Genomic DNA, 23391 nt, shown 5'->3' on the forward strand with positions numbered 1-23391 from the left:
TGCGTAGCCCTGCGGCGGAACATGTTATTGTCAGTATAAGGATGCCACAGCACGGGAGGTCAACCGTGGAAAATCTTCAATCGCTGGCGTCCATGCTGGACCTGTACCAGTTGAGCCTGACGATCATCCTCGTCCTGCATGCCCTCAGCCTGGTGCCGCAATGGCAGCGCCAGTACTTCCACCCGCGCCTGCTGCGCGTGGCCATGCTGGGAATGATGCTGGGGATCGCACAAGGTGCGGTAATCGCCGCCGCCGTGGAACACAGCGCGCTTGCACGCGGTGGCGGCATCGCCCTGCTGGGCGCTGCGATCATGATGCACGGCTGGGTCGCACTGCAAAACCTGCTGGCCAGCTACGCCTTGGTCCACCTGCACCGTCCCAGCGCCATCATGGCGCACCGCATGGGCTGGGCCCAGCGCCCGCTTGGCTACCTGAGTGCCGCGCTGACGCTCGTCGCAGGATTTACCCTGGCGTGATCAGTTGCGGCCCGCCGTGCCGTGCTCAGGCCAGACAATATCGTTGTCGACCGAATACAGGCGGCAGGGTTCTTTGCTGGCCGCCTGGCAGGCCGCCAGCGCCTTGTCGTTGGTGTTCTCGCCCTCTTCCGCCCAGCCCCAGGAACCGGTGGCCGAAATCGCAAAGGCGCGCGGCGTGGCCTTTTTCAGGAATTCCCGGTACTGCTCGCGGCCACGCTGGGGCAGGTAAGGCACGGCATTCACGTCATCCAGCGCTGCATAGCGGGTCGCTTTTTGCGCCGCCGGTTCTGCCAGGGCATACACCTCGCGGGTTGGCATGCCGACGCTGGCCAGGAAGCGCTCAACTTCCGGCAGCCAGATCGCTGCCCCATCGCGATTGCCCAGCAAACCGTGCGCATCTTTCTTGAAGGCGCCGTAAGCCACCAACTCCGCCTTGCCGCCGGCCGCCGTGAAGGCACCGTGCATGCGCGCCACCAGTTCCGGCCCGAAGTAGCTGTCGTTGGCGCCATACATCCACATGCTTGGCAGCTTGTTGCGGCGGCCATACTCGCCAAAGGCCTTGACCAGGGCGCCCTGCCAGTTGCACAGGTCGCCGTGCACCTTCAGTCCGCCGGCAAAATTCATGATGCCGCGCACCCCTGGCAAGTCCTGCGTGGCAGCGGCCATGCTGGCCAGGCCGCCGAAGGACTGGCCGGCCAGCACGATATGTTCATTGTCGACCCAGGCCAGGGTGCGTGCGAAACGTACCACGTCGGCGATATCGCCCGCCTGTTCGTAGCCGTTCGCCGTCATATTGCAGCCGTATTCGACGAACTTGCCGGTGGAGTTGGAGAAGCCCGTGCGCATTGGCACCATCACCGCGTATCCGCGCCGCACGAAGGCCGTAGCCAGGTAAACGAAGCGGTCGCGTGCCTGCAGCCGGGGATTGCCCGGCGCCTTGCCGTGGTTGACGATCAGCAGCGGGAATGGCCCGGGACCGGGAGGACGGAAAACTGTGGTTTCCAGCTGCACGCTTTGCGCGCGGCCGGCCGGCACCATGATGATCTGTTCGTTCAGGCGAGCGTCGAGCGCAGCATCCCCCGCCTGCGCGGATGGCAGGCATGCACAAGCCAGCAGTATGGCGGCGACACGTGCAATGAAGGAATTAATGATGCTCTCCAGAACAATGCGTATGGGCAATATCCCAGATTCTTATGCGCACCGTTCAGGAAAGCAATCCCAAAACGTTAACCGTAGCAATTAGCTCAGCTTTAAGAGCAGGGAACGCATGGATTGCAACACTTCATCGGCCAGTTTCGGGTCGGATTTGTAGACATTTCGCGACACTGAGATGGCGCCCACCAGCGCTGCCATGATGGCAATTGCCTGCTGCCCCTGGCCGTCCCCGGCCGGCAACCGGGTGCGGATGTATTCGGCCATCTGGCGAAATCCATTGGTGTAGCCGGCCCCCACCGCGGCATCCTGGCGCGCCACCTCGCTGGCGGCCGCGGCCAGGGGGCAGCCTTCGGCCAGGTTGTCGCGCTGGCCAGGCGCCAGGTAGTCATCGATCAGTTGCGCCAGCGTGAGCGGCTGCCCGGCCAGCTTGCCGTAGGCGGCGCCGGTGCTGAACTGCATGGCTTGCGCCGCCAGCGCATCTTTCGAGGGGAAATGGGCATACAGGGCGCCGTGCGTCAGCCCGGCCGCCTTGCTGATTTCAGCCACGCCAACGCCATCGATCCCCTTCTCGCGAAACAGCCGGGCAGCCGTTTCAAGCAGGACTTGCCGGTTCTGCGCTGCTTTCTCCCTGGTGATTTTCATGGCCCGCCCCCATTAATCATTGCGATCGTCATCATACCAGCTGTTGTATTGCCTGCCCGTTTTTTGGGCAGGCCCGATAATTTCCATGTGGAATCATGTAGACTGGCGCCATGACCATCTCCGCACTCCAGGCCGGCCTGTCCGGCCTCCAGGCCAATCAGCGCGCGCTCGACGTGGAAGGGCACAACGTCGCCAATATGGCGACGCAGAACTTCCAGCCGCAGCAGGCCACATTCCAGGAAACGCCAGGCGGGAGCAGCGTCACCATTTCCACCGCCGCGCGCGACCTGTCGGCGGCCGCCAATGCCGGCGGCGCCCCATCGGGCACCGACCCGGCCAGTTCCATCACCAACTCCCTGGTCTACAAGGCCAACTTCGATCTGTCGGCCAAAGTGATCCAGGCCGCCGACGAGCGAATTGGCACACTGCTGGATATCAAGGCTTAACGCCAGCGCCTTCCCGCGCTATGCTGTCGTATGTGCAGCGTGGCGGAGGCTAGCATGGACGACCTCGAACTCCCCCTTCAGGACCGCAAGCAAGCCGCCGAGCTCCTGGCCGAAAAGCTGGCGCACCTGCGCGGCAGCAATCCCCTGATCCTGGCCATTCCACGCGGCGCCGTGCCGATGGGGCGCATCATTGCCGATCGCCTGCAAGGCGAGCTGGATGTGGTGCTGGTGCGGAAAATCCCTTCGGCCATCGATCCCGAACTGGCAGTCGGCGCCGTCGACGAGCATGGCAACCGCGAACTGGCGCCCTACTTCAACCGCACACGCACCAGCATGGAATGGGTCGAACTGCAAACCCGGGAGCAGCTGGAATTGATGCGCCGCCGCCGCGCCTCTTACGGCAGCAAGCGGCCGCCGGCCAATCCCGCAGGCCGCACCGTGGTGATAGTCGACGATGGCCTGGCCACCGGCTCCACCATGGCGGCTGCCCTGCGCTCCACGCGCGCCCGCAAGCCGAAGCAATTGATTGCCGCCGTGCCGGTGGCGGCGCCGGACTCGCTGGAAGTGATTGCGCCCTTGGCCGATGGCATCGTCTATCTCGCCGCGCCGCTGAACTTCATGTCGGTCAGCCGCCATTACCTTAGCTTCCCCCAGGTCGCGGAAGAAGAAGTCCTCGAACTGCTGACGAGCGAGTAGTGCGACTTTGAATTGCCGCGTGTGCGACACTGGCGCTGAGGAGGCAGGCTACGGATGACCGAACACGATCCCCGCAAGCACGACCGCCGCGAAGGCGACCGCGGACAACGGCGCCGTGCCGGCGATGCACCGCGCTACCTCGATCCCGGCGAGACCATCTTCACGCTGTGGGGGCGCGTGATCGTCGCGCGCTACAAGCGCTGGGCTGCCGCGGCCACGCGGCACATCATCCAGCGGCCTTTGCACATCGGCGTTTCCGCCCGCATTTACCACCCCGAACCCGGCGCCACGGGACTGCGCAGCAAGAACCTGCAGTATCTCGAAGAGTCGGTGGCGCAGTGGGTCATGTCGCGCGACGTCCTGGTGTTCATGATCCCGACCGTGAATACATCGGGCCTGCTGCACCCCTCCAACATCCGCCTGCGCGACTACGCCAAGCACCTCGACGGCCTTGTGCTGCAAGGCGGCGCCGACGTATCGCCGCACAGCTATGCGGAAGAGCCCACCAAGCCCGAATGGAGCGGCGACCGCGCGCGCGATATGTACGAACTGGAGCTGCTGCATGAATTCGTCGAAGCAGGCAAGCCGGTATTGGGCATTTGCCGCGGCTGCCAACTGCTCAACGTCGCCTTTGGCGGCAGCTTGTACCAGGATATTGCGACCGACGTGCCCGACGCGCACGTTCACGTGTCGGACGATTACGACCGGCACCGGCACGAAATCACTTTCCCGCCCGGGTCTTCCTTGCCTTCCATGGTGCGGGGGCCGCAGCGCGCGCTGGTGAACTCGATCCACCACCAGGCGGTGAAGTCGCTCGGCAAGGACATGCAGGTGGAAGCCCTGTCCTACCCGGACAATATGATCGAAGCGATCCGCTATACGCGGGCGCCATTCGTGATGGGCTTGCAGTGGCATCCTGAATTCCACCGCGCCGGCGGGGTCGAACTGCTCGATTGCACCGGCATCCTCGACAGCTTCCTGCGCGCCGCCCGGGAAACGCGCTTTTAAGCGTGATGCTTGAACCGACCGCCCGGAACTTCGTCAACGCTTGCAGGGCTTTCCATCGTATTGCAGTTGGTATTGCTTATAAGTGCTGCCGTTCCAGCGTTCGATCGGGAAGCAAAAGCCTGGACCGCCGATTTCGATATCGGGCCAGCCGTCTTTCCCTCTGGTCGGCAGCACCGTCAAGATGCCGGCACCGTGGGTGATCAGCTTCCATTTGCCATCGGTCTGCTTGCTGACCAGGGCATAGCCGACGCCCGTATCGCCATAGCAGGCCGTGCCGCTTTCCGTGATGACGGCCTCGGGCTGGCCGTCGCCATTGAGGTCTCTGACTTGTTCGATCGCCCCCGGCACATAGCTCGAGCCAGAGTCGGAACAGGATTTCCAGGCCTTGCCGTGCTGCTTGAAGCCCGCCGCCTTGAAAGCGGCAGCTTCGTCCGCCGCCGGTAATGAGCGCGCCCCTGCCAGCGAGGCCTGGCTAAACACCAGGCTAAGAATTGTGAAGATCAGTTTCATATTGCCACCCTCCCCGCTTGGGCCATTGTAATCCATGCGGTAGCCCAGCAGGACCAAAGAGGAAGTGCAATACCCGGCGCCGGCTCACGCCTGTTGCTTTTGAGGAACGATGTAACAGCAAAGGGCGCATCACGAGCACATCGCCCGCGCCGGCAAGGCAGGCCCGCTCATGCTGGCGCATGGCCGCCGCCGTCTGCGCCGCGATCGTACCCTGGCGGTGCGATCCCGGAACGACGTGCAGCGGCCCGTCCTCGGCAGCGCAAGGGTCGAGATGGAGGCGCAAGGCGACCATCTGTTCCAGCACATCCGCAGGCGCTTGCACATACCAGCCGTCCTCCTTGCGCGACCAACCGCGCAGCACGGCATTCTCGACGCGATCGCTGACGGGAATACTCAGGTCCTGGTGCACCGGTACCAGCCAGTTCACTGCGCCCGATTTTTCGAAGAAGGTACACTGGACCGCAACATGCCCTGGCGGCAGCATGGGCCGCAAGGCGGGCATCGCAATGAGCAAATCCGCAAGCTCGGCGCACCAGGCCTGCGACAGCAAGGTTCGGGAACCGGCGGTGCCATGGGCGCCGATCTGCGCGGCATAACGCCCGCATTGCGCGGCGTCGGCGACGCCTTGAATGACTGCAAATCCGTCCCGCGCAAAATCGGCAGCGGTCACTATGGCTCAGGGTTTGGCGTAGAAGACCAACGAGCTGCCCAGGGTCAGCGACTCTTCAATGTGGGCATGCAGGTCGACAAATGGCTTCTGCTCCAGCATTTCGGTTTGCAGGACGCTGAAGGCATCCATCGCCACTTCCTCGAAGCCGAATTTGCCGGCCTCGATAATCGCAGAATCCCAGAGCGCCTCCGCACCTTCCTGCAGCAGGAACAGCATGCACTTATGCAGCGCATGCTCTTGCGGGTGCGCATATTCATAGACCGGCTTGCCTTCGAAAATCCCTTCGAAGGTGTATATCCCCAGGACACTGCTATCGCTCATGAGCTGTTCTGATTGACTGGTTAAATCCCGCCGGCAAGCGGGGACGTTGCTGATTATACAGCGGACCTTCGTCGCCCCAATGCCCTGAACAGGCACCAGAAAGCAGCCGTTATCAAGGTCAACGCGCCTGCCAGCATTGCCACGGCGCGCCACGAATACAGCACCGGCGCCGTGACAAACGGCGGCTGGTAGATCAGTAGCTGGTCTTGCCGGTGCAGGTGCAGCGGCAGGCCCGGGGCCAGGTAGCTTTCGGCCAGCACCGGCCTGGCGGCACCGCTCGCCAGTTCGCCCATCGCAGCCTGGACGCGGCTGGCCCAGTCGTGATCGAACTCCGGCTTGCCATGGGCACCGAAATACCTGTAGCCCTGGCCTGTTGTTGCCAGCAGTTCGCTGATCTCGCCGGCGTAGGCGCGTGTGTCGCTGCCCGGCAGGAAAACCACCAGCCCGCCCAGGTGCTGGTAGAGGAAATCGCCGGCAAACACCAATCGGCGCGCACGGTCGATGAAGGTTGCCGATTCCTGGGCATGGCCGGGCGTGGACCGGAACTCGATGGCACGCCCGCCAAGGTCGATCTTTTCACCGTCGTCCACCCAGCGCTGGATACGCAGGTCGCGTGCACCCGTGAGCGATTCCATGGCCGCGATCTGCAGCTTGCCGCCCTGCGCGCGGGCCTTCAGCTCCGGCGTCGCGAGCAGCAGCACGCCATCGAAGGCATCCAGGTCTCCAATATGGTCGAAATGGAAGTGCGAAAGCGCAAGCATGAGCGGCTTGGCGGTCAGGCTCTCTGCCACCGCTCGTATCGAGCGGATGCTGGCCGGACGCTCGCCCGATCCCGCGTCAATCAGCAAGGCGCGTTCGCTGCCAACCAGCAGGTAGGAGGAGTTGTATTGCGAGGACTTCGGTTCGGCGATGATGTAGCTGCCCTCATCGATCGCCTCGACCGCGTACCAGTCGTCGACGTAGCGCGCCTTTTCGCTCCACAGTTGGCCGGAGCGCAGCATGCCGAACACCTGGTCGCTGGCAAATGGCATCTTGGCCAGCCAGGACGCGGCCAGCAACGACACCAACAGGATCACGGCAGTGGTGGTAATGGCGCGCCTGAAGGCGCGGGACTTTCCGGGGACAACAGGCATGAGACGGCGCGACATGTTAAAAACTTGGCAATTCTACCCAATCGCCAGGATCTCTGCTTGCCGACCGTTGGCGGCGGACGGACCCGGCCGCCGCCATGCATTCAGTGACCGCGGAACTTCGCGATCGCGGCGTCCACCACTCCTTCCACGCTGCCGGAGGAATCGAACTCCGCCCGCAGGTAGTGGGCGTCGCTGCCCATATGCGTCACCTGCATCAGGTGGTTCAGCGCGGCGCTGCCGCCAAGTGCTTCGGCGTGCAAGTCCATGCGGCGCAGCGTGGTGAGAATGTCTTCGCGCAGCGACAAGCTTTCATAAGTCTTGGGGTGCACTACCGTGCCATCCAGGCCGAAACGGCAGGCCTGGAAGCGGTTGTAGTTGTAGACCAGGTAGTCGTCCTCGGCCGGCGGCGCCTCCTTGCGCTCCAGCAGGTAGGAGCACAGGGCTTGCAGGTAGCAGGCCAGGGCTGCTGCCCTTTCCACCGTCAGCGGCGTATCGCACACGCGCAGCTCGATGGTGCCGTATTCAGGCTTTGGCCGGATGTCCCAGTAAAAGTCCTTCATCGACTTGATCACGCCCGTGTGCTCCATCTTCGAGAAGAAACTGTTCTCGAATTCATCCCATTTCAGGATGAACGGCGCCCGGCCGCTCATTGGGAAGGCGAACACGCTGTTCAGGCGTGCGGAGTTGAACAGGGTGTCGTTCCCCTGCACATACGGCGAAGAGGCCGACAGCGCGATGAAGTGCGGCACATAGCGGCTCAGCGAATGCAGCAGGTACAGCGCATCGTCGCCGCTGGCGCAGCCAATGTGCACGTGCTGGCCGAAAATCGTAAACTGCTTGGCCAGGTAGCCATACAGCGCCGACACTTCCTTGAAGCGCGGCTTGGAGAAGATCTTGCGCTCCGACCAGCGCTGGAACGGGTGGGTGCCGCCGCCGCAGATGCCGATGTTCAGCGTGTCGGCCGCCCGCACCAGCGTATCGCGCGTTTCGCGCAGCTGGGCCAGCAGCTCGCCGTGCCTGGTGTGCACGTCGCTGTTAATCTCGATCATGCTCTCGGTGATCTCCGGCGTCACGTGGCCGGGGAACGGCTTGCGCGCCAGCAGGTGCAGCAAGTCCGGACTCGAGGCGGTCAGGTCGAAGTCGGACAGGCTGACCAGCTGCAGCTCAAGCTCGACGCCCATCGTCAAAGGTTGCGACGATTTAAATTCTTCCAACGGCATATCAGCCCTCCTCTTTTGCCGTTTCGCGCGCCCGTATCAGCGCACGTTGCGTGATGATCGGCCCCAGCACTTCCATGAACAGCGTCATGGCAGCGAGCGCGGCCAGTTCATCGACCAGCACAATACCCATGTAACGCGTCTGCTCAAGCAGCAGGATGGCGAATACCGACATGGGCGACAAAGCCACACCGATCAAGGCGCCCTTGCGCCAGGAAATGCCGGCGACATGCGAGAACAACGCGACGGCAATCGTCTTGGTGGCAAAGCGTACCATCAGCAGCAGGAAACCCAGCGTCGCGCCAAACACGACACGCTGCCAGTCCAGGGTTGACACGGCAAACACGAACAGCAGCACCGTCAGCAATTCGCCAATGGCGCCGAAGTTGCGCTGCGTGCGCGTGAACGTCACGCGTCGATGGCGTGCCATCAGGCCAAAGGTCAGCGTCGCCAGCACCGGCGACAGGTCGGCCGCCTGCGTGATCGACACCAGCAGCACCACCACCATGGCAAAGGCCACGGTGCCGTCGCGCGCCAGCGTGCCAAGGCTGCGCAGCAGCGCCGGCACCAGCATGCCTGCCACCGCGCCCAGCACGGCCGAAGCAAGCAGCTCGATCACGCTGCGCGACACTGCCTGGGTCAGGCTGCCGGAAGTCTGGAATACCCAGAAGCCGACCACAACCTTGAACACGAACAGCGCCAGCACGCAGTTCATCGCGACCAGGTGCAGTACGCGCTCCGTTACCTGGCCCGAACTGCGCTCCTCGTTGATCACGCGCAGCACGCCGGCCGGCGAGCTGGACATCGCCAGGGAAGCGAGCAGCAACGCCGTCAGCGGCGGCATGCCTTGCCAGTATGCGATTGAAAACACCGCACCGAATGTGAGCGCAGATTCGGCAAGGCCGCTGACGGCAATCCAGGGATTGACGCTCAGCCAGCGCAGGTTGATGCGGTAACCGAATTCAAACAGGATGAGGCCGAAAGCGATATTGGCAAGCAGGGTTACCTGGCTGCTGCCGTCCGGCACGAGAAGATCGGGCATGGCCTGCGCAAGCAGGAAGCCCACCAGGCCGTACACACTGATGCGCGGCAGATTGGTCCAACGGTGAACAAACTCGCCTGCAAGCCATGCAAGCAGCATGGCGCAAGGCCATGCGAGTTCGTCAGAGATGACTAACAAATCGGTCATAGACTTACCTCCGAGCCGTACTATATTGCAATTGTGAAAAACATGTCACACGAATCTTGGTTACAATGCCACGTATGGACATGATCAGCGAACACGTTTGCCACGGTGGAGTACAACGCTTCTACCGTCACGAGTCGGAAGCGATTGGTTTGCCAATGCGCTTTTCCATCTTCATTCCGCCGCAGGCAGCGCAAGGGCCGTTGCCTGCGCTGATTTATCTCGCGGGCCTCACATGCACGGAAGAGACTTTCGCCATCAAGGCCGGTGCACAGCAGCATGCCGCGCGCGAAGGCCTGGTCCTCATCGCACCGGACACCAGTCCGCGCGGCGCAGGCATTGAAGGCGAGACGGCGAGCTGGGATTTCGGCGAGGGCGCCGGCTTCTACCTCGATGCGACGCAAGCGCCGTGGTCGCAGCATTACCGCATGGAGAGCTACATCCACGAACTGCGCCAGCTGGTGATCGATGAATTGCCGGTCGACGCAAAGCGAATCGGCATCTTTGGCCATTCGATGGGTGGACATGGTGCGATGACGCTGGCCCTGCGCCGGCCGGACCTGTTCCGCAGCGTATCGGCCTTTGCGCCGATCGCAGCGCCGGTACGCTGCCCATGGGGACAGAAAGCTTTTGCCGGATACCTGGGGCCGGATAAGGAGAGCTGGCTGCAGCACGACGCCAGCGCGCTGATGGCGGTGCAGGACGAGGCGCCCTTCCCCAACGGCATCCTGATCGACCAGGGCCTGGCCGACAAGTTCCTTGAGGAGCAGTTATACCCGGGAGTGTTCGAGGATGCGTGCCGCGCCGCCGGCCAGCCCCTGGAGCTGCGCCGGCATGCGGGCTACGATCATGGCTACTACTTTATTTCGAGCTTCATTGGCGACCATGTGAAGTTCCATAGCCGCCAGCTCAAGGAAATTACTTCGTAAGCACCTTGCGGATGGTTTCCGCCAGTTCTTCCGCGACGAACTTGGCCACGTAAGCGTCGGCACCGACACCCTTCACGTGGTCTTCGTTGGTCTTGCCCGACAACGAGGAATGAATCACCACCGGAATCTTGGCGAAGCGGGCATCCTGCTTGACCAGGCGGGTCAGCGTGAAGCCGTCCATCTCCGGCATTTCCAGGTCGGTCAGCACCAGGGCCACGCGGTCTTCCACCGGGATGCCTTCGGCCTTGCAGCCTTCGGCGATGTGGTTCAGCTTGTCCCATGCTTCCTTGCCTGTCTTCATCATGACAAACGGCGCATGCATCGCTTCCAGGCCGCGCTCGATCAGGTTGCGCGCCACCACGGAGTCGTCGGCAGCGAGGATGAAGGTGCCCGGCTTGAGCGGCAGGCGCCCCACCGAGGTTTCATCGATATCCTTGCCATCGCTTGGCGTCAGGTTGCGCAGGATGGTTTCCACGTCCAGCACCTGTGCCAGGCGGGTGTTCTGCACATCGCCATCGACGCGGGCGATGGAGGTCACCATGCCGCCACCGTGACTGCCTTCGGCGCTCAGCACCTGGCTCCAGTCCAGGCGCACGATCTCGTCCACCGATTCAACGGCAAAGGCTTGGGTGGTGCGCGCGAATTCGGTCACCAGCATGATATTGAGGCCAGTCTTCGGCTTGACGCCGACGATGCCCGGCAGGTCCATCACGGGAATGATCTGGCCGCGCAGGTTGACCACGCCCAGCATATGCGGCTCCGAGCCCGCAACCGCGGTCACGGTCGGCATTGCAACGATCTCGCGGATTTTGAACACGTTGATGCCGTACAGCTCGGAATTGCCGCTGGTGTTGTCGACACCAAGGCGGAACAGCAGCAGCTCGAACTTGTTGGAGTTTGTGAGGTTACTGCGCTCGTCAACTTCTTGTTGAACGGAATTCATCGGTTGCTCCAATCTGCTGGTAAGAGGCATTCCCTTTGGTATGGAATGTTTCGGCAGTATACCGGCCTTTTTTTAACATCCGGCAGCGATGAGGGGCAGAAACAACAAAAAAAGGACGCACGATAGCGTCCTTTCAAGAATTCTGGAGCGGGAAAAGAGTCTCGAACTCTCGACCTCAACCTTGGCAAGGTTGCGCTCTACCAACTGAGCTATTCCCGCAGAGGAGGCGCTATTATGACAGCCACTGTCCTGAGTGACAAGTTCTTTTTGCTTTGTCATGCCCCTATAATGGCCGCATGGATTCTATCGAGATAGTTTTGGCAATGCTGCTGGCCGTGATCGCCAGCGCCTATATGAAGCGCATGCTGCCGGCCGGCATTCCGCTGCCCCTGGTGCAGATCGCCCTGGGCGCCGGCATTGCCGCATGGTCCGGCCATGGCATCCAGCTTGATCCGGAAATGTTCTTCCTGCTGTTCATCCCGCCGCTGCTGTTCCTCGATGGCTGGCGCATCCCGAATACCGGCCTGTTCCGCGACCGCGTGGTGATCCTGGAACTGGCGCTTGGGCTGGTGATCTTTACCGTGCTCGGCGCGGGCTACCTGATTCACTGGATGATCCCTGCCATGCCGCTGCCGGTGGCATTTGCGCTGGCCGCCATCCTGTCGCCAACCGACCCGGTTGCGGTCGGCTCGATTGCTTCGCGCGCCCCGATCCCGAAACGGCTGATGCACATCCTCGAAGGCGAGGCCTTGCTCAACGATGCCAGCGGCCTGGTCTGCTTCCGCTTTGCCGTGGCCGCCGCCCTGACCGGCACCTTTTCCCTGGCCAGCGCTTCGCTGACCTTCGTCTGGCTGGCCGCCGCCGGCATTGCCACCGGCGTTGCCGTGACCGCCGCCATTTCCTGGGTGCAGGGCAGGCTCACCATGCGCTACGGCGAACCTTCCGGCTCGCCTATCCTGGTCAGCCTGCTGATTCCTTTCGGCGCCTACCTGGTTGCCGAACGCCTGCATGCATCCGGCATCCTGGCCGCCGTGGCGGCGGGCATCACCATGAGCTACGTGGAGCTGGGCGGCCAGGCGCTGGCCGCGACCCGCATCCAGCGTACCGCCGTGTGGGACACGGTACAGTTCACGCTGAACGGCGTCATGTTCGTGCTGCTGGGCGAACAGTTGCCCGACATCCTGCGCGGCGCCAGCGAATCGCTGGAGCAGAGCGGCCATATCAATCCGTGGTGGCTGGTGCTGTACGCCTTTGCCATCAGCTTCGGCCTGATCGCATTGCGTTTCGTGTGGGTGTGGGCGACGCTGCGCGTCACCCTGTACCGGCGCAGCCGCCGCGCCACCTCGGTCCAGGGCGGCAAGCCGCACTGGCGCCTGCTGCTGGCAACCGCGCTGGCCGGGGCGCGCGGCGCGATCACCCTGGCCGGCGTGCTGACCTTGCCGCTGTTCCTGCCCGACGGCGATCCGTTCCCGGCGCGCGACCTGACCATCCTACTGGCCAGTTCCGTGATCCTGATTTCGCTGCTGGCGGCCAGCATCGGCTTGCCGCGATTGTTGGGCGGCATGCATTTCCCGGAAGAGCCCGCCGAACGCCAGCAGGAAGACATGGCGCGGCGCCAGGCGGCTTCGGCAGCCATTGCAGCCATTGAACGTGCCGAACTGGCCCTGGCCGATGCCCACCACCCGGACGTGCTGCCGCAAGCCGCGGCGCGCGTCATCGCGCTGTACGAATACCGCCTGAACCTGGCGTGGTCGGCCGAAGACCAGAACAAGGAACATTTCCGCAAGCTGGACCGTGCGGAACGCGAGCTGCGCCTCGCCGCCATGCAGGCCGAGCGCCAGGCCATCTTCGAGCTGGCGCGCCATCACCACATTTCCGACGAAACGGCACGCAAGCTGGTGCGCGAGATTGACCTCGTCGAAGCACGCCACCAGAAGCAGGCCAAGTGAACCGGCGCGCCACACTCTCAATCGCTGGCGCGTGGCTGCTGTTCTGGGCGCTGATGGTGGCCACCGCCGTGCAGGATTTCCTACGCCATGACGACCACGGCCCGCTGTGGCAGCCCGTGCTGTGGGAGTCGTCATCAATGGCCGTCGCTTCGCTGCTGCTGGCGATGCAGCGCCGCGCAACCCGCCGCCACGACCTCCTGCTGGCTACGCCTTCGCGCTGGTTCGCGCGGCAGGCGCTCTGGCTGCCTGTCTGGTGGGTGCTGTTCACGCCGCTGGCCTTCGGCATCCGGCATGGCGTATATGCCCTGCTGGGCGCGCAGTACCGCCACCAACCCTGGGGCGAGACTTTCCTGTACGAGAACGTGAAAATCTCGGTGTTCGCGATAATTTTCACCCTGATCACCTTCGGCCTGCTGTCTTACCGCGCCGCGGAGCAGGCCAATGCCCAGTTGCGCACGGCCCAGTTGCATCAGCTGACGCAGCAGATGCAACCGCATTTCCTGTTCAACGCGCTGAATACAATCTCCGCCCTGATGCACACGGATGTCGAGCGCGCCGACGCCACGCTGGTGCAACTGGCCGATGTGCTGCGGGCTACGCTGGACGTCAGCGGCCAGCAGCAGGCGCCCCTGTCGTCCGAGTTGCGGCTGCTGCGCGGTTATGCGCGGCTGATGGAAGAACGTTTTGCCGATCGCGTGCATATCGCCTGGGAGGTTGATGCGGCTTGCGGCGCGTGCCTGGTGCCGGTAATGAGCATGCAGCCCTTGCTGGAAAACGTCTTCAAGCATACGGTCGAGCGGCGGCGCGGCGTGACGCAGGTTGCCATCCGTGCACAGCGCGATGGCGACGCTTTGCTGCTCACGGTCAGCGATGACGCTGGCGTACTCGACGCTCATGCGCTGGACGCAGGCAACGCGATGGGCGCCGGCGCAGCGAGCGGCGGCGCGCAACGCGGCGCGGAAGAGCCTGGCGGCATCGGCGTGCGCAACTTGCGCGAACGGCTGCGGGCGCTGCACGGCGAGCGGGCATCGCTGCGGCTGGTGCAGCTGGCACCGGCTGGAGTGCGCGCGGAAATGAGGCTGCCATGCGCATCCTGATCGTCGACGACGAGCGCCCTGCACGCGACAAGCTGCGCCGCCTGCTGGCGCAGGAGCCGGGCATTAGCGCAATCGAGGAAGCGCGCGATGGCGTCGATGCGCTCGAGAAAGCGGCCAGCTTCGCGCCCGATGCCATCTTCCTCGACGTGCAAATGCCCGAAGTCAGCGGCCTCGACGTGGCCGCGTCCCTGCCCCATCCGGCGCCCCTGGTCGTATTCGCCACCGCCTTCGACGAATACGCCGTACCGGCCTTCGACGCCAACGCCATCGATTACCTGCTGAAGCCCTTCGACGCCGCCCGCCTGCAACGCGCCATGCAGCGCCTGCGCGCACGCCTGGCAAGCCGCGCAGCGCAGGCGGAGCGCGCGCCCGGCGCCGTTGGCCTGCCGCTGCAACAATTGCTGGTCAGCGAGCGTGGCGGCACCCGCGTGATACCCGTGGCCGACATCCAATGGCTCGAGACTGCCGACAATTACGTGGTGCTGCATACCGCGCAGGGCGCCCCGCTGCTGCGCCAGACCCTGAGCAAGCTGCTGGACAGCCTGGGCAGCCAGTTCATGCGCTGTCACCGGCGTGCCGCCGTGCGGCTCTCCCTGGTCGACAAAATCGACCAGCAAGGCCAGCTCGTCCTGCGCAACGGCACCCTGGTGCCATTAGGACGCCAATTCAAAGCGGCGCTTCTGGATGCATTGTCGAAGCCGTAACCTGCATCGCGCCCGATAGATGGATCACAGTTAATTGAACTTTCGGTTTCCCTGATTGTCCAAAGCGGACTAACCAGGGAGGCCATCATGTCAAGACCACTTGCGACTTTGCTGCATATCTCCGATTTGCACATCGGAAGCATCGACCCGACTACGGGCGACGCCGCCGTCAGTGCTGCCGTACAACTCGGGCTGGACAACTTTCCGCTGTTTGATGGTTTGCTCGGACATCACGCCAAAGCACTGCGCGAGCTCGCGGAATTCGTCAATGGCATGCGCGATAATGACGAAAAATTCCAGATCATTGTCACTGGCGACCTTAGCCGCCAAGGCGATGCGCCGGAACTGGCTTTAGCGCGGCGCTTCTTTGAAAGCGAGATCGATCTCAGCCCCCCGAACGGCCGCTTTGTGGGCCTGCATACTGGCGGCAACACCCTCACGATTCCCGGAAATCATGATCACTGGGCAGGAGTCGCGCTACCGATCGGCGCTACCCCTTCCAATTATTACCATTACTTCATTCGCTCACTGCCCGCCTTCCGCACCATTCCTCTGGGACGAAAAGGCCACGTGTTGACCTTGATCGAGATCGACTCTGATGCGGACGTGCCACCAAACTCCATCCAGCGCGCATTCGCACGCGGCAGTTTCCGTTCGCAATTGCTCAAGCTCGACCAGGCACTCGCCCCGCAGGAAGACTTTGAAGTCCGCGTGCTCGTCATCCACCATGCACTCACCTGGACCAATTTCGGACTGGCGATGACAGCCAGCACCAAAGCCGAACTTGACCGCTTCTTGCCGCAACATGGGATTCGCGTCATCCTGTGCGGCCACACCCATTCGGCTTCAATGCGCCGTCATTATGCAGGCAGCAGGGAGTGCTGGGAATGCGGTGCCGGTTCGACCACCCAGTTCGACACAGTTCCCCTCAAATGGCGGCGTCGGCTGCGCAAGCAGCACATGGCCATCCTCAAGCCCAACTCATTGATACTTCATCGCATCTTCGACGTCGAAGGCAGGCTCGAATGGTCGGCAACGACCTACGTCCGTACGGCGACGGGCTTCCTGCCCACCTATCCGCCGCGGCAGTTTGCCTTGCTATAGGGCAGCAAGCTCATATGTGTCAGCGCACCAGCGGCGGATGAGCAGATCCCTCGACAGGAAGCCGCCCTGCTCCTTCATCCGCGGCAATTTGAGGAAGCTGTTGTCCCCAACATATTGATAGCCATTCACCAGCAGTGGCGAAACCTGAAGCATGCAGAACAAGCTGTTCGCAAGTGGGCAAACCAGGCCAGGCTCCAGATCCAGCGTTCCCGCCACATCAAAATCCAGGCATTTCCGGTTGACGACGATGCTCTTGCTGCCATCCTTTACCAGCAGGCCGTCCGCCACGGACAGATGGGGGGCGGCTTCATTTCCGGCGCGGCGCAGGGATCGGTTGAAAAGCAATTCAATACCCCGCAAGGCCTCGAATACCATGCCCGGGGTTAAGCCGTATTGCAGCAGGCGCTCGGCCGCCGGATCGCCTGCGCGACACGAGGAGTGATACGTGCGCAGATGCTGCAGCAAATCGCGCTCTGGCTTGCCGGCGGCTTTAAGCGCCATTTCCCAACTGCCCATTCGCGTGGACGGACGCAGCTCATCAAGCTTGTCGAGGAGCGCAGCCCAGGCGTCCGCAATCACCTGTTGCTCGTCGGCGAGAATGGCCGCGATGTCCGATTGTAGATCGTCAGTCTCCGCCGGAGGCAGGTCATGCTCGCCTAACGCAGCATAGACACGCGCCATCCATTCCGGATGGCTGGCAAGGGCTTGGCACTCGGACGCCTCCAGTTCCATGTCCTGCTCTTCCAGTGCCTCGCGAATCTGCGGAGCATGGACGCGCAAGCGTTCCAGCGCTTCGTTGTCGTCGAAAGCAATCAGTGCTTTCCTGAGTATTTCGAGGTGCGGCATGATCTTTCTCCTCTGGCGATCAGGCTGTACGGCATGCCGCACTGAGTTCAGCAGTGCTTGCGCAAAGCGTGCCTTGGCCTGGTTTACCTGTTCGGTTGACATTCCGAGTTCGGCGGCCACCATGCGTGGCGTCTGGTCCATGACCCAAACCCGGTACGCGATATCGGCATCGGTCGATTGCGGCCGTGCCTCCATCAGTTGCAGCGCGACCCGGCTGACCGTTGCAGCCAACTGGTCGCGCAAGCGGTAGCGCGTGAGATGATGTTTCTCAGCGAGTTCGCGCTCGCCGGGCGCATAGTCCGACAGGAAATCGGCCAGCAGTGCCTGTTCGGCGGCGCTCAATTGCGCGATGGCCGCCTTGAGCTGGGCAACCTGCTGCTTCATTTCGGCAGCTTCCAGCGGCAAAGGATCGGCCGCGGCCAGGTCGAGGCATTCCTCGATATCGACGGCGCGCGAACGCAGCCGGTGCAGTTTCAACTGACGGCGGCGGCCGAAGCGATAAAAGGCGGTGGCGAGGTAGGGGGCAAAATCGCCCTTGGCCGCGTCGAAGCGGCTGTTGAGCTGTTCCCATTCCAGGAAAAAGTCATGGACCAGGTCGCGGGCGTCATGCGGCTGGATGTGGTAACCATCCCGTACCAACTTGCTCAGCACGCGCCATAACAGCGGCTCGTACTCGAGGAAATCCCTGGGGCACGCCAACGCACTCATCAATATCTCCAATCGGGGCACTCAATACATCCATATTGCAGCGCGCCCGGCAACTGGTTGAAATCCTGCTCAATAAATGTGTTCGCCCCAACAAAATGCTGTTCGCCACTTATTGCTGGCCTGGCAAGACCGGTTTCCCTAAGCTGGGCCCATATCCCCCCCTGCCAAACCATTATGCAAAACCAACGCCTGTACTTCCTCGACTGGCTGCGCATCGGCGCTTTCTTCCTGCTCGTGCTCTACCACACCGGCATGTATTACGTAACCTGGGACTGGCACGTCAAGGCGCCCCACCCCAGCGATGCCATCGAACCGCTGATGCTGCTGTCCTCGCCTTGGCGTATGTGCCTGCTGTTCCTGATCGGCGGCGCTGCGGCCGCCAGCCTGCTCGACACGCTGGGCGGCAAGGGCCTGGTCAAGGAGCGCAGCAGGCGCCTGCTGGTTCCCCTGATCTTCGGCATGGTCATCATTGTGCCGCCCCAATCCTACTTTGAAGTGGTGTCCGACGTCGCCTACCAGGGCAGCTATTTCGACTTCATGCAGCTTTACCTGCGTGCCTACCACGGCTTTTGCGACCACAACGGCTGCCTCGACCTGCCGACCTGGAACCACCTCTGGTTCCTGCCCTACCTGTGGCTGTACACCTTGCTGCTGGCCGCCTTTGGCAGCTGCCGCGTGCAAGGCCTGGGCTGCTGGCTGCTGCGCCACCTGCAAGGCTGGAAGCTGTTCGTGCTGCCGGTGGCTTTCCTTGCCGCCGGCCGCATCCTGCTCCTGCCGCATTGGCCGCACACGCATAACCTGACGGAAGACTGGCACAACCATGCCATGAGCCTGCCCTTCTTCCTGTTGGGCGCGGCAATGGTCCGCCGCGGCGAGTTCTGGCAGCGCCTGGAGAACGTGCGCTTTGCCGCGCTCGGATTCTTCCTTGCGGGCTGGTCGTCCATCATCTTCTTTTACGCGACTGGCGACACCTACAAGGACTGGCTGCCGCTGGTGCGCACCATCTACGCACTGTGCCAATGGAGCGGCATCGTCGCCGTTTGCGGCTTCGGCCACCGCCACCTGAACTTCGACAGCGCCGGGCGGCGCTACCTGACGCAGGCCGTGTTCCCCGTCTACATCCTGCACCAGACCCTGATCATCTGCCTGGCCATGGCGTTGCGTGCGGCCAGCCTCGCGCCGGTGACGGAAGGCGCGCTGATCGTGGTGCTGACGTTTGCCATCAGCTTTGGGATATTCGAAGTGATACGCCGCGTGCCGCTGCTGCAGCCGCTGTTCGGCGTAGGGAAAGCGGCAGTCATGGCGCCTGCCGCGAAAGATGGGTCAGTTCAGCACCTTGCGTGAGCGCTTGGCGCGGTACATCTCGGCATCGGCAATCGCCAGGGCTTCTTCCAGGTCGATGCCGGGCTTGCGCATCGCCATGCCGATGGATGCACGCACGTCGTAGCCGGCCAGGGTCTCCTGCACCCGCAGCAGCATGGCCTGGGCGTCGAAATAGTCGCACTCGACCATCAGCATGGCAAACTCGTCGCCCCCCATGCGCGCCACCACGTCGGAGCCGCGCGTCACTTCCTTCAGAGCCTTGCTGCAGCGGATCAGCAGCGCGTCGCCCGAAGCATAACCCTGGGTATCGTTATAAAACCTAAGGTCATCCAGGTCGATCGACACCACGCAAGCCGGATGTCCGTAGCGGCGGCAGCGCTCATCCTCGCGCACCATCAGCATGTCCCAGCCGCGCCGGTTGTACAGGCCGGTCAGTTCATCGCGCGTGATGTCCACATCCATTCGCTCGGCCTTGCGCACCGCCTCGGTGCCGGCCAGCTCGGCCTCCAGCAAGCCGCCCAGCAGTTCGCCCATCAGGACCACCATGTCCTTGTCTTCGCGGATGCGTTCTGGCTGCGGTTCCGGGTCGATCGCGCACAGGGTGCCGAACAGGGTGCCGTCGGCACGCCGCAGCGGCACGCCGACATAGGCGCCAATCGTGATGTGGTCGGTGATCGGGGCTTGCGCATAGGCTGGCTCGTTCGCCACGTCGGGCGCGATGTGCGGCCCCTGCCCTTCAGCCATGCGCGAACACAGGGTTTCTGCCCAGCTATAAGCCTGGCCAGGCTTGACGCCGTAGCCATGATCGTCGGCAAACAGCACGATCCAGTCTTTCCCGTCGGTACGAGTGACCATCCACAATTTGAAACCCAGGCGCTGCCGAAGAAACTGCATGGTGGCCTTGGAAGCGGCCGCAAAATCGTTCATCATTGCTTGCCTCATCAATAGCTGGTTCCGGCTCGAAATCGAAATGTCATTATGCACCGGTCAGGGTAGACTTGACAGCGCTAATTTACCGGGAGACCGCCGATGACACGCCTGACCGCCAAGGATTTTGAACCGGAAGTACTGGAACTGTTCGACAAGTACGTGCACGGCCAGTTGAGCCGGCGCGACTTCATCGCGTCCGCCACCCGCCATGCGGTGGCCGGCGCTACCGGCGCCAGCCTGCTGGCGGCCCTGGCCCCCAGCTTCGCCGCTCCGCTGGTGGCGGCCGACGACAGGCGCATCCAGGCCAGCTACGTGGAATACCCTTCGCCGCAAGGTTATGGCAAGCTGCGCGGATACCTGGTGCGGCCGGCCGCTGCCGGGGGCAAGCTGCCCGCCGTGCTGGTGGTGCACGAGAACCGCGGCCTGAACCCGCATATCGAGGACATCACCCGCCGCCTGGCGCTTGATGGCTTCCTGGCCTTTGCACCGGACGCCCTGTTTCCCCTGGGCGGCTATCCCGGCGACGAAGACAAGGCGCGCGAACTGTTTGCTAAACTGGACCAGGCCAAGACCCGCGCCGATTTCCTGGCCGCCGTAGAAATCCTCAAGGGCCACCCGGATACCAACGGCAAGGTCGGCGTGCTGGGCTTTTGCTATGGCGGCGGCATGGCCAACTACCTCGCCACCATGGTGCCCGACCTGGCCGCAGCCGTGCCCTTCTACGGCGCCCAGCCGCCGGCGGCCGACGTGCCGAAGATCAAGGCGCCCTTGCTGGTTCACGATGCCGGCAACGACACGCGCATCCTGGCCGGCTGGCCGGCCTACGAGGCGGCCCTGAAGGCGGCCGGCACCCGCTATGAGCACTTCGTCTACCCTGACGTCGAACATGGCTTCAACAACGACACCACACCGCGCTACGATGAAGCCGCTGCCAGGCTGGCCTGGCAGCGCACGGTGGGCTTCCTGCGCAAGCACGTCGCTACTTCGTAAATGTCAGCGTGTGCACGGCCGGCCCGGCCAACAGCGGCGTGGTCTTACCCGCCACCCAGTCGCCATGGCCGGCCAGGAAGAACGGCGACAAGGGATGGCCGCTCTGGCCGCCCGGCATATTGAACAGGCCCTGTTCTTCGCGTCCCGGCGACACCGTCATGCGCTCGGACTGGCCGAATGCCGGACCGGCCACGCGCGGCATATTGCTGTCGCCCGGCAACTGGTCGGGCGGTACGCTGAGCCACTTCTTCAGCAGCGGCACCGCGCCCGCAATCGGGTGCGCAATCGCGGCCCTGTTGCGCGCGCCCCAGGTGGCGGCAGCGAGCGGCCTGCCGCCCGCCGTCAGGTGCCCGATGGTGCGGTCCAGCGCCGCCAGTTGCAAGGCCTTCCAGTCCGCATAACCCTGCGGCAGCCAGCCGCCCGGCTGCTCATCGAGCAGGCGTCCCAGCACCACCGGCCAGCGGCTGGAGGCGGCGCGCATATTGGCATCCTTGTTCAACCTGGCCAGTTCGATATTGGCGCCGCCATATAGCAGCTCGTATAGCGACCACATGAAGGATCGGCTGGCGCGGTAAGCCACCGAATCCACGCTGGCATGGCCATTCCAGCTTTCCTTCAACAGGCGCGCCAGCTCGGCGCGCTGCGGCTTGCCTTTCACCGCTTCCGCATCCAGTACGGCCAGCGCACGGTCGCGCCATTGGGAGATGAACAGCGCCCTGTCGTCCAGCATCACGCCATAGACGCCCTTTTCGTCAGTCTGGTCGCCCAGGGCGGCCAGCGCATCGCGCGCCTGTTTGGCACGGGCGCCCATGTCGAAGCCGCCGTCGCCCAGCTTGACGGAATCGGCGCCCAGCAGCTGGCGGCTGTTGGCCGTGACCAGCTGGCCATCGGCCGGATTGCGCACCGAGGGATAGGCAGCGGCTGGCAGCAGGCCTTGCCAGCCGCGGGTGCTGCCATTGGCCGACAGCGGAAAGCTGGCATCGACCGGCGTTGCCGGCCGTTGTGGCAGCGGGCCGGCGATGGTCCAGCCGATATTGCCGTCGCTGTCGCCGGCCACCAGGTTTTGCGCCGGCATGCCGACCTTCGGCGCCAGCGCCAGCGCTTCGGCCACGCTGTTCACCTGCTCCATATGGCGGATCGCCAGGTTCACTGCCTGCACTTCGTGTGCGACCCAGTGCACCGCATAGTCGCGGCCGCCGGACTGCATGATCGGCCCCAGTGAAGTCTCGCGGACCTTCAGGATGACAGCCGGCTGGCCTTTGACCAGGATGGTCTCGTCATGCTCGCGCGGCGTTTCCCAGCCGCCCGGCAGCTTGGCCTGGCCGGGCCGGTCCTTGGCCGAGCCGACTTCCACCAGGTCGACATAGTCGCCATAGCTGTTGGTGAACCCCCAGGCCACATTGCCGTTGCTGCCTGCCACCACGGCCGGCACGCCCGGAATGCTGACGCCGACGATGCGGCGCGTGCTGCCATGCTGGCCCGGCACCTGCAGCAGCAGGCGGTACCAGGTGTTCGCCAGCTTGATCCCCAGGTGCATATCATCCGACACGATGGCGCCGCCAGTGCTGCTGCGCTTGCCCGACACGGCCCAGTTGTTGCTGCCGACCCCGTCGACAAACGCCGCCGCGGCCAGGGTGGCTGGCTCCCCGGCCACGCCCTTGCCCCACCAGTCGGGCGCGCGAAACGGGATCTGCGCGTCCGGCGCGGGCGGGCTGGCGCCATCGAGCGGCGCATCCCACTGGGTGCTGGCCGGCAGCAGGAAAGCCAGTTGTTCGGCGTTGGCATGCTCTTTCAGCCAGCCTCGCGCCAGCTCGCGGCCGATGCCAGTCACTTGCAGATCAATATACATGGCCCAGGCCACCAGGAAAGAGTCTTCCAGTGCCCATGGGCGCGGACCGACGCCGACCAAGCCATACTCGAACGGACGGTTGCCGAGCGCATTCAGGCCATCGTTGACGCCCGCGGTATAGCGTTCCAGCAGCTGGCGGTCGGCAGCCGGCAAGACCTCGATCGCCTGCGTGGCACGGGCACGGAAGCGGTGCAGGCGGTGGATGCGGTCGGTCTCGAGCGCCTGCTCGCCAAACAGCTCGGACAGTTCGCCGGCCGGCATGCGGCGCAGCAGGTCCATCTGGAAAAAGCGGTCCTGGGCATGGACGAAACCGGTGGCATAAGCCACGTCATTGCGGTCGCCGCCGGCAATGGAGGGAACGCCCTTGTCGTCGCGGGTCACGGTCACGTTGCCGGCCAGCCCGGCGCCAGTGCGCCGGCCATCGAGCTGGGCCAGGCTGCCGCGCAAGAAGAACCAAAGTCCCAGCACTGTCGCCAGCAACAGCGCCAGGATGGCCAGGACAAGACGTTTCAGCCATAACTTCGCCATCGGCGGCCCCAGTATTATTGTGTTGCCTTAA

General features: G+C 63.6%; 23 protein-coding genes and 1 tRNA gene. 11 read left to right on the forward strand and 13 right to left on the reverse strand.

Annotated features, from left to right (window positions below; genetic code table 11):
* Positions 1 to 65 precede the first annotated feature (65 nt).
* Complete coding sequence (locus tag ACWBU6_RS18985) at positions 66 to 476, forward strand: hypothetical protein (protein ID WP_452644956.1); 411 nt, start codon at positions 66 to 68, stop codon at positions 474 to 476.
* Here ACWBU6_RS18985 and ACWBU6_RS18990 read toward each other — a convergent pair whose 3' ends face one another.
* Together ACWBU6_RS18990 and ACWBU6_RS18995 are read right to left on the reverse strand one after the other, a co-directional pair.
* The gene (locus tag ACWBU6_RS18990; RefSeq protein WP_452644957.1) at positions 477 to 1655 is read right to left on the reverse strand and encodes a dienelactone hydrolase family protein; all 1179 of its coding nucleotides are present in this window, start codon (positions 1653 to 1655) and stop codon (positions 477 to 479) included.
* A 60-nt stretch (positions 1656 to 1715) separates the two neighbouring features.
* Positions 1716 to 2273, reverse strand: coding sequence for a TetR/AcrR family transcriptional regulator (locus ACWBU6_RS18995; RefSeq protein WP_452644958.1), 558 nt, complete (start codon positions 2271 to 2273; stop codon positions 1716 to 1718).
* A gap of 110 nt (positions 2274 to 2383) precedes the next feature.
* Between ACWBU6_RS18995 and ACWBU6_RS19000 the strand changes: the two genes are divergently transcribed.
* From ACWBU6_RS19000 to ACWBU6_RS19010, 3 genes are read left to right on the forward strand one after another with little or no spacing between them, the layout of a single operon-like run.
* Positions 2384 to 2719, forward strand: coding sequence for a flagellar basal body rod C-terminal domain-containing protein (locus ACWBU6_RS19000; protein ID WP_452644959.1), 336 nt, complete (start codon positions 2384 to 2386; stop codon positions 2717 to 2719).
* Between the two features lie 54 nt (positions 2720 to 2773).
* Complete coding sequence (locus tag ACWBU6_RS19005; RefSeq protein WP_452644960.1) at positions 2774 to 3415, forward strand: phosphoribosyltransferase; 642 nt, start codon at positions 2774 to 2776, stop codon at positions 3413 to 3415.
* Positions 3416 to 3469: 54 nt separating this feature from the next.
* Complete coding sequence (locus ACWBU6_RS19010; protein WP_452644961.1) at positions 3470 to 4423, forward strand: gamma-glutamyl-gamma-aminobutyrate hydrolase family protein; 954 nt, start codon at positions 3470 to 3472, stop codon at positions 4421 to 4423.
* A 33-nt stretch (positions 4424 to 4456) separates the two neighbouring features.
* On the opposite strand, the gene ACWBU6_RS19015 is transcribed toward ACWBU6_RS19010, so the two are convergent.
* The 6 genes from ACWBU6_RS19015 to ACWBU6_RS19040 form a co-directional block, all read right to left on the reverse strand.
* Positions 4457 to 4933, reverse strand: a complete 477-nt coding sequence (locus ACWBU6_RS19015) for a hypothetical protein (protein ID WP_452644962.1) — start codon at positions 4931 to 4933, stop codon at positions 4457 to 4459.
* The gene (locus ACWBU6_RS19020; RefSeq protein WP_452644963.1) at positions 4908 to 5603 is read right to left on the reverse strand and encodes a phytanoyl-CoA dioxygenase family protein; all 696 of its coding nucleotides are present in this window, start codon (positions 5601 to 5603) and stop codon (positions 4908 to 4910) included. Before ACWBU6_RS19020 ends, ACWBU6_RS19015 begins: the two co-directional genes overlap by 26 nt.
* A gap of 6 nt (positions 5604 to 5609) precedes the next feature.
* Positions 5610 to 5924, reverse strand: a complete 315-nt coding sequence (locus ACWBU6_RS19025) for a hypothetical protein (protein WP_452644964.1) — start codon at positions 5922 to 5924, stop codon at positions 5610 to 5612.
* Between the two features lie 53 nt (positions 5925 to 5977).
* Positions 5978 to 7072 (reverse strand): MBL fold metallo-hydrolase, encoded by a 1095-nt coding sequence (locus ACWBU6_RS19030; RefSeq protein ID WP_452644965.1) that lies wholly within the window; start codon positions 7070 to 7072, stop codon positions 5978 to 5980.
* Between the two features lie 86 nt (positions 7073 to 7158).
* Positions 7159 to 8277, reverse strand: coding sequence for a YbdK family carboxylate-amine ligase (locus tag ACWBU6_RS19035; protein WP_452644966.1), 1119 nt, complete (start codon positions 8275 to 8277; stop codon positions 7159 to 7161).
* Between the two features lies 1 nt (position 8278).
* Positions 8279 to 9463: a cation:proton antiporter gene (locus ACWBU6_RS19040; RefSeq protein ID WP_452644967.1), complete on the reverse strand. Its 1185-nt coding sequence runs from the start codon at positions 9461 to 9463 to the stop codon at positions 8279 to 8281.
* Between the two features lie 74 nt (positions 9464 to 9537).
* Between ACWBU6_RS19040 and fghA the strand changes: the two genes are divergently transcribed.
* Positions 9538 to 10389 carry an S-formylglutathione hydrolase gene (gene fghA, locus ACWBU6_RS19045; RefSeq protein WP_452644968.1) on the forward strand — a complete coding sequence of 284 codons (852 nt, stop codon included), beginning with the start codon at positions 9538 to 9540 and terminating at the stop codon, positions 10387 to 10389.
* Here fghA and ACWBU6_RS19050 read toward each other — a convergent pair.
* The gene (locus ACWBU6_RS19050; protein ID WP_452644969.1) at positions 10379 to 11332 is read right to left on the reverse strand and encodes a chemotaxis protein; all 954 of its coding nucleotides are present in this window, start codon (positions 11330 to 11332) and stop codon (positions 10379 to 10381) included. The two genes, fghA and ACWBU6_RS19050, sit on opposite strands and share 11 nt — an antisense overlap.
* 143 nt (positions 11333 to 11475) lie before the next feature.
* A tRNA-Gly gene (locus ACWBU6_RS19055) sits at positions 11476 to 11551 on the reverse strand.
* A 77-nt stretch (positions 11552 to 11628) separates the two neighbouring features.
* On the opposite strand from ACWBU6_RS19055, the gene ACWBU6_RS19060 reads away from it, so the two are divergent.
* The 4 genes from ACWBU6_RS19060 (at position 11629) to ACWBU6_RS19075 (ending at position 16186) form a co-directional block, all read left to right on the forward strand.
* Complete coding sequence (locus ACWBU6_RS19060) at positions 11629 to 13281, forward strand: Na+/H+ antiporter (RefSeq protein WP_452644970.1); 1653 nt, start codon at positions 11629 to 11631, stop codon at positions 13279 to 13281.
* A complete protein-coding gene (locus tag ACWBU6_RS19065; protein WP_452644971.1) occupies positions 13278 to 14378 on the forward strand; it encodes a sensor histidine kinase in 1101 nt (366 codons plus the stop codon). Before ACWBU6_RS19060 ends, ACWBU6_RS19065 begins: the two co-directional genes overlap by 4 nt.
* A complete protein-coding gene (locus tag ACWBU6_RS19070) occupies positions 14366 to 15082 on the forward strand; it encodes a LytR/AlgR family response regulator transcription factor (RefSeq protein ID WP_452644972.1) in 717 nt (238 codons plus the stop codon). Before ACWBU6_RS19065 ends, ACWBU6_RS19070 begins: the two co-directional genes overlap by 13 nt.
* Before the next feature lie 87 nt (positions 15083 to 15169).
* Positions 15170 to 16186, forward strand: coding sequence for a metallophosphoesterase family protein (locus ACWBU6_RS19075; RefSeq protein ID WP_452644973.1), 1017 nt, complete (start codon positions 15170 to 15172; stop codon positions 16184 to 16186).
* On the opposite strand, the gene ACWBU6_RS19080 is transcribed toward ACWBU6_RS19075, so the two are convergent.
* The gene (locus ACWBU6_RS19080; RefSeq protein ID WP_452644974.1) at positions 16181 to 17740 is read right to left on the reverse strand and encodes a sigma-70 family RNA polymerase sigma factor; all 1560 of its coding nucleotides are present in this window, start codon (positions 17738 to 17740) and stop codon (positions 16181 to 16183) included. The two genes, ACWBU6_RS19075 and ACWBU6_RS19080, sit on opposite strands and share 6 nt — an antisense overlap.
* Before the next feature lie 174 nt (positions 17741 to 17914).
* Here ACWBU6_RS19080 and ACWBU6_RS19085 point away from each other — a divergent pair, with 174 nt between their 5' ends.
* Positions 17915 to 19084, forward strand: coding sequence for an acyltransferase family protein (locus ACWBU6_RS19085; RefSeq protein WP_452644975.1), 1170 nt, complete (start codon positions 17915 to 17917; stop codon positions 19082 to 19084).
* Here the strand turns inward: ACWBU6_RS19085 and ACWBU6_RS19090 are convergent.
* Positions 19064 to 19993: a sensor domain-containing diguanylate cyclase gene (locus ACWBU6_RS19090; protein ID WP_452644976.1), complete on the reverse strand. Its 930-nt coding sequence runs from the start codon at positions 19991 to 19993 to the stop codon at positions 19064 to 19066. The two genes, ACWBU6_RS19085 and ACWBU6_RS19090, sit on opposite strands and share 21 nt — an antisense overlap.
* Positions 19994 to 20092: 99 nt before the next feature.
* Here ACWBU6_RS19090 and ACWBU6_RS19095 point away from each other — a divergent pair, with 99 nt between their 5' ends.
* The gene (locus tag ACWBU6_RS19095; protein ID WP_452644977.1) at positions 20093 to 20983 is read left to right on the forward strand and encodes a dienelactone hydrolase family protein; all 891 of its coding nucleotides are present in this window, start codon (positions 20093 to 20095) and stop codon (positions 20981 to 20983) included.
* Here ACWBU6_RS19095 and ACWBU6_RS19100 read toward each other — a convergent pair.
* On the reverse strand, positions 20973 to 23360 hold the full coding sequence (locus ACWBU6_RS19100) for a penicillin acylase family protein (protein WP_452644978.1): 2388 nt from the start codon (positions 23358 to 23360) through the stop codon (positions 20973 to 20975). The genes ACWBU6_RS19095 and ACWBU6_RS19100 overlap by 11 nt on opposite strands.
* Positions 23361 to 23391 lie beyond the last annotated feature (31 nt).

It is taken from the genome of Pseudoduganella sp. HUAS MS19 (assembly GCF_053615455.1).

Bases quoted from the DNA above. Each gene is read 5' to 3' on its own strand.
- ACWBU6_RS19060 (WP_452644970.1), top strand. From the start codon at position 11,629: ATGGATTCTATCGAGATAGTTTTGGCAATGCTGCTGGCCGTGATCGCC.
- ACWBU6_RS18995 (WP_452644958.1), bottom strand. From the start codon at position 2,273: ATGAAAATCACCAGGGAGAAAGCAGCGCAGAACCGGCAAGTCCTGCTT.
- fghA (WP_452644968.1), top strand. From the start codon at position 9,538: ATGGACATGATCAGCGAACACGTTTGCCACGGTGGAGTACAACGCTTC.
- ACWBU6_RS19085 (WP_452644975.1), top strand. From the start codon at position 17,915: ATGCAAAACCAACGCCTGTACTTCCTCGACTGGCTGCGCATCGGCGCT.
- ACWBU6_RS19080 (WP_452644974.1), bottom strand. From the start codon at position 17,740: ATGAGTGCGTTGGCGTGCCCCAGGGATTTCCTCGAGTACGAGCCGCTG.
- ACWBU6_RS19025 (WP_452644964.1), bottom strand. From the start codon at position 5,924: ATGAGCGATAGCAGTGTCCTGGGGATATACACCTTCGAAGGGATTTTC.
- ACWBU6_RS19095 (WP_452644977.1), top strand. From the start codon at position 20,093: ATGACACGCCTGACCGCCAAGGATTTTGAACCGGAAGTACTGGAACTG.
- ACWBU6_RS19005 (WP_452644960.1), top strand. From the start codon at position 2,774: ATGGACGACCTCGAACTCCCCCTTCAGGACCGCAAGCAAGCCGCCGAG.
- ACWBU6_RS19000 (WP_452644959.1), top strand. From the start codon at position 2,384: ATGACCATCTCCGCACTCCAGGCCGGCCTGTCCGGCCTCCAGGCCAAT.
- ACWBU6_RS19010 (WP_452644961.1), top strand. From the start codon at position 3,470: ATGACCGAACACGATCCCCGCAAGCACGACCGCCGCGAAGGCGACCGC.
- ACWBU6_RS19015 (WP_452644962.1), bottom strand. From the start codon at position 4,933: ATGAAACTGATCTTCACAATTCTTAGCCTGGTGTTTAGCCAGGCCTCG.
- ACWBU6_RS19040 (WP_452644967.1), bottom strand. From the start codon at position 9,463: ATGACCGATTTGTTAGTCATCTCTGACGAACTCGCATGGCCTTGCGCC.
- ACWBU6_RS19100 (WP_452644978.1), bottom strand. From the start codon at position 23,360: ATGGCGAAGTTATGGCTGAAACGTCTTGTCCTGGCCATCCTGGCGCTG.
- ACWBU6_RS19035 (WP_452644966.1), bottom strand. From the start codon at position 8,277: ATGCCGTTGGAAGAATTTAAATCGTCGCAACCTTTGACGATGGGCGTC.
- ACWBU6_RS19075 (WP_452644973.1), top strand. From the start codon at position 15,170: ATGTCAAGACCACTTGCGACTTTGCTGCATATCTCCGATTTGCACATC.
- ACWBU6_RS19090 (WP_452644976.1), bottom strand. From the start codon at position 19,993: ATGATGAACGATTTTGCGGCCGCTTCCAAGGCCACCATGCAGTTTCTT.
- ACWBU6_RS19030 (WP_452644965.1), bottom strand. From the start codon at position 7,072: ATGTCGCGCCGTCTCATGCCTGTTGTCCCCGGAAAGTCCCGCGCCTTC.
- ACWBU6_RS19070 (WP_452644972.1), top strand. From the start codon at position 14,366: ATGCGCATCCTGATCGTCGACGACGAGCGCCCTGCACGCGACAAGCTG.
- ACWBU6_RS19050 (WP_452644969.1), bottom strand. From the start codon at position 11,332: ATGAATTCCGTTCAACAAGAAGTTGACGAGCGCAGTAACCTCACAAAC.